This is a genomic window from Mycobacterium sp. NGS15 (assembly GCF_059813245.1).
The window spans coordinates 433,691-446,182 of sequence record NZ_JCALEF010000002.1 but is presented as its reverse complement, the minus strand read 5'-3'; the positions used below and the strand labels follow the sequence as shown (position 1 = coordinate 446,182).

Here is a 12,492-nt window from a genome sequence, read left to right as displayed (position 1 = left end):
CGGCAGGACGTGCCCGTTGGCAGTCTTAGTTGGCAGTCTTAGTTGGCTGCGTTGAACGCGTCGACAACTTCGGCAGGAATGCGACCACGTGACGACACATTGTGACCGTTCTTGCGTGCCCACTCCCGGATCGCCGCGCTCTGCTCGCGATCGATGCTCGCGCGCCCGCGGCCTGTTCCTGAGCTCCCCCGCCCACGACGACGCCCGCTGACACGTCGAGCATGCTCGACCCAAGTAGAGAGCTGATTGCGCAGCTTCTCCGCATTCTTAGAAGAAAGGTCGATCTCATAAGTCACGCCGTCAATACCGAATTCAACGGTCTCGTCGGCAGGCGCTTCGCCATCGACGTCGTCGACAAGCGTGACCGTGACCTTCTTAGCCATTCCCTTTGTCCTTCCAAAACCGGAACCCCCGTTGGTCCGCCTCAAACATGCCACGGATTGCCGCAAAGTTCAACATACGCGCAAGGCTGCGCGTGTTCCGCTCAAGGCAAGCGATTGACTACACTCATAGTTGAAAAGTGAGACAAAATTCGAACGCGTAGATCAAAGCGTAGGTCTGACAATCGGAAACAAGATCGTCTCGCGAATTCCCAGTCCGGTAAGCGCCATCAACAAGCGGTCGATACCCATCCCGGTTCCCGCTGCGGGCGGCATCGCGTGCTCCATCGCGCCGAGGAAATCCTCATCAAGAATCATTGCCTCATCATCGCCGGCGGCAGCCAGTCGTGCCTGGTCAACAAACCTTTCGCGCTGGATCACCGGGTCAATCAGTTCCGAGTAACCGGTCGCCAATTCAAAGCCCCGAACGTATAAATCCCACTTCTCGGTCACGCCCGCGATGCTCCTGTGCTGACGAGTCAGCGGGGATGTCTCGACCGGGAAATCCCTAACAAACGTCGGCGCGTACATTTTGTCACCGACCTGGTGTTCCCAGAGTTCTTCGACGAGTTTTCCGTGACCGTAACCGCGGTCGGTAGGAATCTCTGCGCCCACCCGATCGGCGATCTTCCATAGCGTGGCAATCGGAGTATCGGGTGTGATCTCCTCGCCAAGAGCATCCGACAACGACGGATACATTTCCATCGTCGTCCACTCGCCGTCCAAGTCGTAGGCCGATCCGTCGGGCAACATCACCTGCCTGGTACCCATTGCATCGTCCGCTACCTCCTGGATGAGCTCACGGATCATTGTTGCGGCGGTGTCGTATGTGCCGTACGTCTCATATGTTTCCAGCATCACGAATTCGGGAGAATGCGTCGAATCCGACCCTTCATTTCGGAAAACTCGGTTAAGCTCGAAAATCTTGTCAAAGCCGCCGACAAGAGCTCTTTTCAGGAAAAGTTCCGGCGCAATACGCAGATACAGGTCGATATCGAGCGAGTTGGAATGCGTAATGAACGGGCGGGCCGCAGCGCCTCCGGCGAGGGTCTGCAAGATCGGCGTCTCCAACTCCAGGAATCCGCGCCGGTGCAGAGCATCACGAATAGCGCGCATCACCGCGACCCGCTGCCGCGCAATCTGGCGCGCCTCCGGCCGCACGATGAGGTCCACGTATCGCTGGCGCACTCTGGTCTCTTCGGACATCTCCTTATGAGCAACGGGCAGCGGACGCAGGGACTTGGAGGACATCAACCAGCCGTCCGCCAGAACACTCAGCTCACCCCGACGCGAGCTGATGACCTCTCCCCGTACGAAGACGATGTCACCAAGGTCCACATCGGTCTTCCAGTCGGCGAGCGCCTGTTCGCCGACGCCGGCGAGGCTGATCATCACCTGCAATGAGGTGCCGTCGCCCTCCTGCAGCGTCGCGAAACAGAGCTTGCCGGTGTTACGAGAGAAGATGACACGGCCCGAAACACCCACCTGGTCACCCGTGCTGGTGTCCGTCTCCAGATCCACGTAAGCATCGCGAATCTGCTTGAGGCTGTGCGTTCGCGGCACCTCTACCGGATACGGCTGGATACCCTCGGCGAGCAACTTCTCGCGCTTGGCCTGCCGGATGCGAAATTGTTCCGGCAAGCTGGTCTGCGCGTCAGGATCAGTCACGTCTCGGCAGCTTAGCGGTAGTGCTTGGCTCCGACTGCGCTGCCGATTCCGACGTGTGGGTATCTATTTGGCCGCGCGGGCCTTACCGCGCTGGTCAGCCCGGTTGCGTTCGTACACCAGCCGCAGGCCGTCGAGGGTGAGGTGTTCCTCGTAGCGGTCGACGGTGTGGGTCTCGGGAAGGATCAACGGAGCCGTGTGTCCAGTGGCCACCACCGTGGCACCGGCGCCACTGAAGCCGTCGATATCGCGACGCACGCGCTCCACCAGCCCGTCCACCAGCCCGGCGAATCCGAAAACCGCCCCCGATTGCATGCACTCGACCGTGTTCTTGCCGACGACCGAGCGGGGCCGGGTCAGCTCCACCCGTCGCAGAGCGGCGCTGCGGGCAGCAGCGGCATCGGAGGACACCTGCACACCCGGGGCTATCGCACCCCCCAGGAACTCGCCCTTGGCCGACACCACATCCACACAAATCGAAGACCCGAAATCCACCACGATGCATGCCGAACCGAATCGGCTGTGTGCGGCAAGACAATTCACAATCCGGTCGGCGCCGACTTCTTTCGGGTTGTCGACAAGCAGCGGGAGGCCGGTGCGGACGCCGGGCTCGATGAGGACCTGTGGAACAGCCGACCAATACTGATCGAACATGCCCCGCATTTCGTGCAGCACAGATGGCACGGTGGACAGGGCCGCAACCCCGGTCAGCGTCTCGCTGTCGTCGCCGATAAGTCCATCGATGGTGAGAGCCAGCTCATCGGCGGTTATCTCGGTTTCCGTGCGAATCCGCCAGTGCTGAACAACTTTGGCATGCTCGCCGGCGCCCGCGATCAGCCCCAGAACGGTGTGCGTATTACGTACGTCGATGGCCAGCAGCACGGCTATACCAGTCCGCGCGGCGATACCAGGCCAAAGTTCTCGGGCACGTACGCCGGATCGCCGGAATGCTCGCCCAGCTCAACCTGCTTGTTGTCCGAGTCGACAAAGACCACACGCGGTGTGAAGGCACGAGCCTCCTCATCGCTCATCACACCGTAAGCGATGAGGATCACCAGATCCCCGGGATGCACCAGATGTGCTGCAGCGCCGTTGATTCCGATGACCCCGCTACCGCGCGTGCCCGTGATCGCATAGGTCTCAAGCCGCGCACCGTTATTGATATCGACGATGGTGACCTGCTCCCCCTCCAGCAGGTCCGCGGCCTCCATCAGCTCGGGGTCAATGGTGACCGAGCCGACGTAGTGCAGATCGGCATGCGTCACGGTCGCACGATGGATCTTTGATTTCATCATTGTCCGGAACATCAGGTTCTCCAGTCAGTTTCGCCAGGGTAGTGCGTGATCGGGGTCTGCGGGCCCAGAGGAGCCGATTCCGCCGCCTAATTCCACGGGAACGTTGTCCAAAAGCCGGGTGTTACCCAACTTGGCCGCCACCAACATGCGGCCCGGGCCATGCGCCGGGGTCGGACCGAGATCGGCGCCGCGCACCTCGAGGTAGTCCACCTCGATGGCAGGCACCTCATCGAGTACCGCACGGGCGGCGTCTAGAGCCGCTTCCGGACCCGCCGAGGCCGAGTAGATTCCGGCAAGCAGAGCGGCAGACAATGCGCCGGCCTGCTCCCGGTGCTCGTGGCTCAGGTAGACATTCCGTGAGGACATCGCCAGTCCGTCGGCCTCACGGACGATCGGTATCGGAACGATGCGAGTCTTGATATTGAGATCGGCGACCATCTGACGGATGAGCACCAACTGTTGGTAATCCTTCTCACCGAAGTACGCCTGGTCAGGTGCCACGATCTGCAGCAGTTTGAGCACTACCGTCAGCATCCCGGCGAAATGAGTTGGACGCGAAGCACCCTCAAGATCGGCACCGAGCGGTCCGGGCTGGATGGTGGTGCGCTGACCATTGGGATACATCGCCTCGGCACTCGGAGCGAATACCAGCTCGACACCCTCGCCACGCAACTTCTCGACATCCGATTCCAGTGTGCGCGGATAGGCATCGAGGTCCTCGCCAGCGCCAAACTGCAAGGGGTTGACGAAGATCGACACCACGACTACAGCGCCGGGCACCTTGCGGGCGTGCCGCACCAGTGTCAGATGGCCTTCATGCAGCGCCCCCATGGTCGGTACCAACATGACCCGTCGACCGGTATGCCGCAATGCCTTCGACACGTCATACATCGTGTCCGGATCGTGGTGAACGGTGAGTTCTCCACTGAGATAGCCCTTCGGCCCCTTCGGCCCATACAAACTCGTCATCAAACAGCCTTACCTAGTCCGGGGTTCCAGTGCGGCGAAAACCGATTGAGGTGCGTGTGCGCGCTGCGCGGTACGGCGAGCATCGGCGCGATACGCCTCGGCCAGCGCCGGATCGGTCTCGGCGAGTGCGTCGAGGTGGCGCCCTATGGTGGCCCCGTCTCCCCGCGCCACCGGACCCGTTAGAGCGGCCTGCCCGCGGTCCAGCGCATTGTTGACGGCGGCACGTACCAAAGGTGCGAGTACCCGTTCAGGCAGTCCGCCCGGTCCGTCACCAATGGTCTCTTGCCCCAACAGTTCCTGCCCCCAAAGCGCCGAGCGCAGCGCCTCAACCGCATCCAGCACCAGCGTCACAACATGGTTGCTGCCATGCGCCAGCGCCGCGTGATACAGGGTGCGGGCGTCCTCGCGCACGCGCACCGGTTCGCCACCGATCTCCAGCACCAGTGCCGTGCCGATGGCGTATCCAGTCTCATCGGCTGCGGTAATCCCAAAGCAGGAGTTGGGAAGTCTTTCCATATCCTCGTCACCGCCGACGAAGGTCATGGCGGGATGGATGGCCAGCGGAATGCAGCCGAGGGCAGTCAATGGCTCCAAGATCGCGATGCCGTTGGCACCTGACGTGTGCACCACGATCGTTCCCGGCCGTACCGAACCGGTGGCGGCAAGCCCCGATACCAGCGGCGCCAGCTCACGATCCGGCACCGCGAGAATCAACAGTTCCGCGCGTGGAGCGACCTCTTGGGCGGGCAGGACCTGACTTTCCGGAAGGCGTTCTTCGGCACGTCGCCGCGAGGCATCAGAGACCGCGCTGCATGCGACGACGAAATGACCCGCCGCTTCCAGCGCGACACCTATCGCCGTACCGACTCGACCGGCGGAGATTATCCCGACGGCCAGACGCGCAGGCCGCAAGCCGTCAAATGGCCCATCGGCTGGGCTATCCGCGTGGCTATCGACATTGAAAGCCTCAGACATGCTGAAGGACACACCTCGCAGACTAGATACGTTCCAGTCCTGCCTGGCAGGTACCGGACGGTCATCAGCAGGGTAATCCCACCGCAGCGCTATCGGCAGGGGCATGGGCCGTTAGATTGCTCACTTTGGCGCACGATGACGAAATCGGACGATGTCAGTCCTCGCGACGCCGGCGACCGCCGCCACCGGACTCCGAGGACTCGGCGGGATCGCGCTGGAGACGCCCCAGTAGATCGGCAACCGAGAAGCCCCCCGTTTCCTCGACACGACGCCGACCTCGGGTCTCGTCGGACTCCTCGGGTTCTGGAGCCCGACGTCGTCCGCGGGTCTCGCCGGGCTCCTCGGGTTCCGGGGCTCGGCGTCGTCCGCGGGTCTCGCCGGGCTCCGGCGCACGGTGGCCTCCCGAGCTCTCGGGATGGCTCGGCCGTTCAGGGGCCGGCGGAGGCGGCGGATAGGACGGCGCGGGTGCCCAATGCCCCCCGCCGGCCGTCTCTGGCGCAGTCGGCGCCTGGTGCCGTGACGGAGATCCCGAGTGACGCCCTGCGGTTGGTTCCGCTTGGTACGGGGTTGGAGACGGTGCCGGTTCGTTGGAGGCCCAATTACTTCCGGAGGTTCCAGGAGGCAGCCACTGGCCTTCGGCAGGTGCCGGAGCCCAGGCGCTCGGAGGTGGCGGCGGGGCCGCATTCCAGTCCGGAACGGGCGCGTTCCACGCCGGTTGAGGGGCGGGCTGCTCGGGCGGCGCCATCGGCTGGGGCGTTGGATCCCAATCTTCGCCGTCAGCCGCGGCATCCCAATCCTCTTGCCTGGCAGCCCAATACGGTGGCTGGGCAGATTCCGAGGCCGCTGGGGCCGGGATCTCGGGTTCACGCTCTGGCATCGGGGGCTGGACCACGCGCGGTTCGGGCTGCGGACGCCAATGCGTCCCGGACGACACTGGCTGCTGATACGGCTCGGGCTCGTGGGGTTGAGCGGCCCCGTAGTACGGAGGTGCCGGATAAGGCGGCGTGGCAGGTGCCTCGTCCTCATCGACATGGTGCGGATCCTCAGCAACATCGATGATCGGGTACTCCGATGTCCGACTGTCCTCCTCGACCGCGGTGACGTCCTGATACTCCGCGGCGGGCGCGGGCTGCGGCTCGCGGACGGAACGGGCGAACGCGGTCGCCGGCGCACCTGCGTTCGGGGCGGGCTCGGGCTCAGCTCCAGGCCAAGGTCCCAACGCGCGAATCGGATCGTGTTCGATGGCGGGCCGGTCACTCAGCTCGGTGTTGAAGAGGATCTCCAGGTTGGTGCGCAGCGCGGAGAGCTCGGCGCGCAGCGTTGCGATCTCGTCGGCGGCCGTCGCCTCGATCTCCCCCGCCAGCTGCTGACGCAATCTGCTCTCGACCGTCAATTCGTACTCTCGTCGCGCCGAAATCTCCCGTTCCAGCTGCAGGTCATAGACGAGCTTCTGGTCGCGCACCTTCGCTTGATCGGTGTCGCTCTGCCTGCGGTAGGTCAGCGCGGCGAAAGACGCGATGACGGCGGCCCATAGCGCCAGCAACAAACCGACGCGCAAATAGATGGCCTTATCGGTGAAAACCAGGGCAATCCCAGAGCCGATCGCCAGCACCAGCAACGCGGTCAGCAACGCCCACCCGGGGCGCCGACTGCCACGCCGCGGCTTCGCCGCTCGGGTGGGAATCGTCATGGGGGTGACTGTACCCGGACAGTGCAGTGTGCTGGCCGACCTCGAATCGGCGATTCGACATGCGCGAGTGCTACTGGGTGGGAGTCGCGGGCGGCTCGGGCGGCGACTTACAGCAATGCTGAAGCCATAGCCCGGCGACCACGAGCGCCAGCGCACAACCGGTCGCGATCAGCACGCCCAGTGTGTCGGCCACAGCCGCGGCCAGCTGCGCGCGCCGCGGGAGGATGTAGACGAGCATCGCCAGCCACCAGCCGGTCATGAGTGTGCCAAGCCACGCCGACGCCTTCGCGACCACCACCGAACGCGCCACCAGAAGCGCCGGCAAACGCCCCGTACCGGACCCGATCTCCCCGTCGGTCACCTTGTCACGGATGTAGAACGCCCAGCCGCCTTCTGCGATCGCGAGCACCAGCAGTGAAACACCGGCGAGCAAAGGAATCGGTGGCAGGGACCCATAGGACGCCGAGACGAAGAAGAAGCCGAGGATCGCCGTCACGGCGCCCGCGATCAGTAGATCGCGGATCCGGGTGGGCCCCACTACGTCACCGGACCGATCAGGGTGTCGTCCACGCGCAGTACACCGTCACGTTCGGCCGCGGCGAGACCGGCCACCAGCTCGGCCACCGGGCGGAGCTGTCCCTCGACGGTCAGGACCGCCTCCGGTTCGAGCGCGAGCCACGGGACCAGCACGAAGGCGCGCTGGTGTGCGCGCGGATGAGGCAGTGTCAATTCAGCGTCATCGGAAAGTACCTCGGTGGTGGCTGCGGTGTCATCGAGACCTTGCCTGCAGCTGATCACGTCGACATCGAGAGTCCGCGGACCCCAGCGTTCGCCGCGCACTCGCTCCCTGGACTGCTCAAGGCGATGCGCCACCGTGAGCCACTCCCAGGGCTCACGCCCCTGCGCGATGACGACGGCGTTGAGGAAGTCGGACTGCGGAACCGGTCCCCACGGAACAGTCTGATACACCGGTGATATCCCGACCACATCCGCACCCAGCGCGTCGACGACCGATTGCAGGTGCGTAAGCCTGTCACCGAGATTGGATCCGATGGACAGCACCGCGCGGGTCATTACGACGATCCCCCGGGCCTAGATCTCCGGGAACGGCGGGCCACCACCGCGACATCGCTGAACGTCAAGGGAATCGGCGCGTCGGGCTTGTGAACCGCCACCTCGACCGCATGAACCCTGGAATCGGTCATCACGTCATCGGCGATCGCGCCCGCGACCGATTCGATGAGGTTGCGTGGGGGGCCGGATACGATCGCGGCGGCTCGCTGAGCCAACTCTCCGTAGTCGAGTGTGTCGGCCAGCTGATCCGTCGCTGCCGCGGTATCAAGGTCCAGCCAGACGGTGACGTCCACCGAAAAATCCTGGCCGTCACGACGCTCATGCTCGAAAACCCCGTGATATCCAAAGACTTTGAGGCCCCGTAGCTCGATGCGGTCGGTCATTTCTTGTCGCCCTTGGCCCCGCGCTGCGCGACCTCGCGACGCCACCTGCCACCCGCGGTCTTAGTGGGTTCGGGTCGCACGGTCCGCACGGTCACCTCCGTGGTCACCTCGTCCTGAGACATATCGACGGCGGGTGCGGGCTCCGGCTCGGGGTGCCGGACCTGCGACTGCTGTTGGCCCTCTTCCTCGTCCTCTTCGATGCTCTCGATACCGCCGGTCTCCCACGCGCGCACCACCTTGAGCGCATCCATGGACGCCGTGACGTCATGGACACGCACACCCCACACCTCATGGAGCGCGCCGAGCGCGGTGATCACGGCGGTGGCGGTTTCACGCCCGTCTGCCGGCCGTTCCACACCCTTGAGGTCGGTAAGCAACGATCCCAGGAATCGTTTCCTGGAGGCGCCGATGAGTATCGGGTAGCCCAGCTCCTGTAGGTCCGGAATCGCTTGCAGTAGTAGCCAATTATGGTGCGCGGTCTTGGCGAAACCGAGTCCCGGGTCAAGGATGAGCTTGTCCTGCGAGACCCCGGCGTTGAGCGCAACCTCCACCGACTCCATGAGCTCACGCGAGACATCAGTGACCACATCGCCGTAGTTTCTGGCAGTGGGCGTGTGTATGAAGTTCTTTGAGCGCCAATGCATCAGAATCCACGGCAGACCCAGCTTCGCCATCAGCGGGGCCATCTCCGGATCTGCCCGGCCGCCCGAGACATCGTTGACCATGTTCGCGCCCGACTCGACCGCGGCGGCCGCGACCTCCGCGCGCATGGTGTCGACGCTTACGTTAATCCCATGGCTGGCAAGCTCTTTAATCACCGGGATGACCCGTTGCATTTCGATTTTCTGCCTGATTTGCGTTGCGCCCGGACGCGTCGACTGCCCACCCACATCGATAATATCCGCGCCGGCGGAGGCAAGCGCCAATCCGTGCGCCACCGCGTCCGACTGTCTGATGAATTGCCCACCGTCAGAGAAGGAGTCGTCGGTCACATTAACGACTCCCAGGATATGAGTCAGTGCGGGAGTATCCGTCACGTCCCGATCATGCCCTCATCATCAAGTCGAGAACCTCGGCCCGCGAGGCAGCGTCACGTTTGAACTGGCCTCGTACGGCGGAGGTGGTGGTCGTCGCCCCCGGCTTGCGCACACCCCGCATGGCCATGCACAGATGCTCGGCCTCTACCACAACGATCACACCGCGCGGCTCCAGCTTGCGCACCAACGCGTCGGCGATCTGCGCGGTCAGCCGCTCCTGCACCTGCGGCCGCTTCGCGTAAAGGTCAACCAGACGAGCAATTTTCGACAGTCCGGTGACTCGGCCGTGCTCGCCGGGGATGTATCCGACGTGTGCGACACCGTGAAACGACACCAGGTGATGTTCGCATGTCGAGTACATCGGTATCGATTTCACCAGCACCAGTTCGTCGTGCTGTTCATCGAAGGTGGTGTTAAGCACCGTGTCCGGATCGGTGTACAGACCGGCGAATATCTCTCGGTACGCCCGCGCCACGCGAGCGGGGGTGTCCACCAGCCCATTTCGGTCCGGGTCTTCACCAACGGCATAGAGCAGTTCGCGGACTGCGGCCTCGGCACGTGCCTGGTCGAAGACGTGGCCGGTCGGATGGCCGTTGTACTCGGCCGTCTCGGGCGAGTTCATGTCAGCTCTTGCTCTCGCTGCCCTCATCCGGGGCCGGTGCCGGCTGCTGAGGAGTTGGCACCGGATACGGGTAAGGCTGCGGGACGTGCGGCGGGTACTGGGCGTGGCCCTGCGGCGGATACCCAGGCGGTGGGTACGGCGGCTGCCCCTGGGGCGGCCAGCCTGGTGCGTACCAGCCCGCGGGAGCGCCGTAGTTGGCGCCCGGAGCCTGACCAGGATGGGTTCCCGCTGGAACAGGCTGGCCGCCTTGACCATTCGGTACGGGTCCATTCGGCCCGACCGGTGCTCCGTTTGCGGGTGCGTCGGCGGCCGCCTGCTCGGCGATGGCCTTCTTGAACGCAGGCTCCGGGACCGGGGGCGGCCAGGGTTCGCCGCGTTCGATGGCAAGCTCACCCGGGGTCTTGATGGGGGGCTTGTCGGACGGAATCCGGCCTCCGAAGTCGTCGAACATCTTCAGCCGTGGACGGCGCTGGACGTCCTTGAAAATCTCCTCGAGTTCCTTGCGGACCACCGTCTCCTTCTCAAGCAGCTCACCGGCCAATGTATCCAGCACATCCCGGTACTCGGTGAGGATGGCCCACGCCTCGGTGTGCGCCGCCTCGATCAGATTGCGCACCTCCTCATCGATTTCGCGGGCAACCTCGTGCGAGTAGTCGGGTTGGGTGCCCATGGTGCGCCCCAGGAACGGATCACCGTGTTCGGTGCCGTATCGCACGGCACCGAGCTTGGCGCTCATGCCGAACTCGGTGACCATGGCGCGGGCCTTCTTGGTCGCCTGCTCGATATCGGACACCGCGCCGGTGGTCGGCTCACGGAACACGAGTTCCTCGGCGGCGCGACCACCCATGGCGAATACCAGTTGCGCGATCATCTCGGACCTCGTGGCCAGACCCTTGTCGTCCTCGGGTACTGCGATGGCGTGACCACCGGTGCGACCGCGCGCCAGGATGGTGACCTTGTACACGCGTTCGATGTCGGGCATCGCCCAGGCGGCCAGGGTATGCCCGGCCTCGTGATAGGCGGTGATCTTCTTTTCGTGTTCACTGATGATGCGGCCCTTGCGGCGCGGCCCACCGACGACCCGGTCCACGGACTCTTCCAGCGCGGCTGCCGTGATGACGGTGCCGTTCTCACGCGCGGTAAGCAACGCGGCCTCGTTGATGACGTTGGCGAGGTCGGCACCGGACATGCCCACAGTGCGCTTGGCCAACCCGTCGAAGTCCACATCGGGGCCGAACGGCTTGCCGGCCGAGTGGACCTTGAGCACGGCCTTGCGCCCGGCCAGATCGGGGCTCGACACGGGGATCTGCCGATCGAAGCGACCGGGGCGCAGCAGCGCCGGATCGAGAATGTCAGGGCGGTTGGTGGCCGCGATGAGGATGACGCCCTGTCGGTCGCCGAAGCCGTCCATCTCGACCAGCAGCTGGTTCAGCGTCTGCTCGCGCTCGTCGTGCCCGCCCCCCAAACCGGCACCACGCTGGCGACCAACGGCGTCGATCTCGTCGACGAAGATGATGCAGGGGCTGTTCTGCTTGGCCTGCTCAAACAGGTCACGCACACGCGAAGCACCAACGCCCACAAACATTTCCACGAAATCCGAACCGGAGATGGTGAAGAACGGCACGCCGGCCTCGCCGGCGACCGCGCGGGCCAGCAGCGTCTTACCGGTACCAGGCGGCCCGTAGAGCAGCACACCACGCGGGATTTTGGCGCCAAGCGCCTGGTAGCGCGACGGATTCTGCAGGAAATCCTTGATCTCGTAGAGCTCTTCGACGGCCTCATCTACCCCGGCCACATCGGCAAAGGTGGTCTTCGGCATGTCTTTGGACAATTGCTTGGCACGTGATTTACCGAAACCGAAGCCCATACCGCGGCCGCCGGACTGCATGCGACTGAACGCGAAGAACAGCACCACAAGCAGGATCACCGGCAGCAGGTACAGCAGCAGCGATCCCAGGATGCTGCCCTGGTTCACCGTTGTGCTGACCGTCGCACCCTTGCCGTTCAACTTCTCCAGCAGCGGCACTCCGTACCCGGTCGGGTACTTGGTGATGACCTTGTCCTTGCTTTCGGTATCCCCGTTCCCGGCTTTGAGGTCCAGGCGCAGCTGCTGCTCGCGGTCGTCGATGCGGGCGCTCTTGACGTTGTCGGTGTCGATCTGCTTGATCGCGACCGTGGTGTCTACGGGTTTGTAACCGCGGGTGTCGTCGCCGAAGTAGAAGAACGACCACCCCAGCAGCAGCACCACCACGATGACGCCCAGGGTGCGAAACACGTTTGTCCGGTTCATACAGCGTCGGCCGCGGTCAGCGGCCCGGTCCTTCCGTCGTCATGGGGCGGCCATAGGAAGCCATATAGGTATTCATCAAGAACTCTCAGGCTACCTCACCTGCATGTTCGCA

13 protein-coding genes are annotated in these 12,492 nt (G+C 64.1%); all 13 read right to left on the bottom strand.

What is annotated here, in order from left to right; translation table 11 throughout:
• Nucleotides 1-38: 38 nt before the first annotated feature.
• Nucleotides 39-383, bottom strand: a complete 345-nt coding sequence (lsr2, locus tag AC5Y5C_RS06465) for a histone-like nucleoid-structuring protein Lsr2 (RefSeq protein WP_078300490.1) — start codon at nt 381-383, stop codon at nt 39-41.
• A 162-nt stretch (nt 384-545) separates the two neighbouring features.
• Nucleotides 546-2,048, bottom strand: coding sequence for a lysine--tRNA ligase (gene lysS / locus AC5Y5C_RS06460; RefSeq protein ID WP_499970171.1), 1,503 nt, complete (start codon nt 2,046-2,048; stop codon nt 546-548).
• 63 nt (nt 2,049-2,111) lie between these two features.
• Complete coding sequence (locus tag AC5Y5C_RS06455) at nt 2,112-2,927, bottom strand: type III pantothenate kinase (protein WP_499970170.1); 816 nt, start codon at nt 2,925-2,927, stop codon at nt 2,112-2,114.
• Nucleotides 2,928-2,929: 2 nt separating this feature from the next.
• Complete coding sequence (gene panD, locus AC5Y5C_RS06450; RefSeq protein ID WP_499970168.1) at nt 2,930-3,352, bottom strand: aspartate 1-decarboxylase; 423 nt, start codon at nt 3,350-3,352, stop codon at nt 2,930-2,932.
• 12 nt (nt 3,353-3,364) lie between these two features.
• Nucleotides 3,365-4,309, bottom strand: a complete 945-nt coding sequence (gene panC, locus AC5Y5C_RS06445) for a pantoate--beta-alanine ligase (protein WP_499970166.1) — start codon at nt 4,307-4,309, stop codon at nt 3,365-3,367.
• Nucleotides 4,310-4,318: 9 nt separating this feature from the next.
• Nucleotides 4,319-5,284: a Rossmann-like and DUF2520 domain-containing protein gene (locus tag AC5Y5C_RS06440; RefSeq protein ID WP_499970164.1), complete on the bottom strand. Its 966-nt coding sequence runs from the start codon at nt 5,282-5,284 to the stop codon at nt 4,319-4,321.
• Between the two features lie 154 nt (nt 5,285-5,438).
• A complete protein-coding gene (locus AC5Y5C_RS06435) occupies nt 5,439-6,974 on the bottom strand; it encodes a DUF6779 domain-containing protein (RefSeq protein WP_499970162.1) in 1,536 nt (511 codons plus the stop codon).
• Between the two features lie 70 nt (nt 6,975-7,044).
• Nucleotides 7,045-7,512 carry a DUF3180 domain-containing protein gene (locus AC5Y5C_RS06430; protein ID WP_499970161.1) on the bottom strand — a complete coding sequence of 156 codons (468 nt, stop codon included), beginning with the start codon at nt 7,510-7,512 and terminating at the stop codon, nt 7,045-7,047.
• A complete protein-coding gene (gene folK / locus AC5Y5C_RS06425) occupies nt 7,512-8,048 on the bottom strand; it encodes a 2-amino-4-hydroxy-6-hydroxymethyldihydropteridine diphosphokinase (RefSeq protein WP_499970159.1) in 537 nt (178 codons plus the stop codon). Before folK ends, AC5Y5C_RS06430 begins: the two co-directional genes overlap by 1 nt.
• Nucleotides 8,048-8,431, bottom strand: coding sequence for a dihydroneopterin aldolase (folB, locus tag AC5Y5C_RS06420; RefSeq protein WP_499970157.1), 384 nt, complete (start codon nt 8,429-8,431; stop codon nt 8,048-8,050). Before folB ends, folK begins: the two co-directional genes overlap by 1 nt.
• Nucleotides 8,428-9,468: a dihydropteroate synthase gene (folP, locus tag AC5Y5C_RS06415; RefSeq protein WP_499970156.1), complete on the bottom strand. Its 1,041-nt coding sequence runs from the start codon at nt 9,466-9,468 to the stop codon at nt 8,428-8,430. Before folP ends, folB begins: the two co-directional genes overlap by 4 nt.
• Nucleotides 9,469-9,475: 7 nt before the next feature.
• Nucleotides 9,476-10,090 (bottom strand): GTP cyclohydrolase I FolE, encoded by a 615-nt coding sequence (folE, locus tag AC5Y5C_RS06410; RefSeq protein ID WP_499970154.1) that lies wholly within the window; start codon nt 10,088-10,090, stop codon nt 9,476-9,478.
• Between the two features lies 1 nt (nt 10,091).
• Nucleotides 10,092-12,380, bottom strand: coding sequence for an ATP-dependent zinc metalloprotease FtsH (gene ftsH / locus AC5Y5C_RS06405; RefSeq protein ID WP_499970152.1), 2,289 nt, complete (start codon nt 12,378-12,380; stop codon nt 10,092-10,094).
• Between the last annotated feature and the right edge of the window lie 112 nt (nt 12,381-12,492).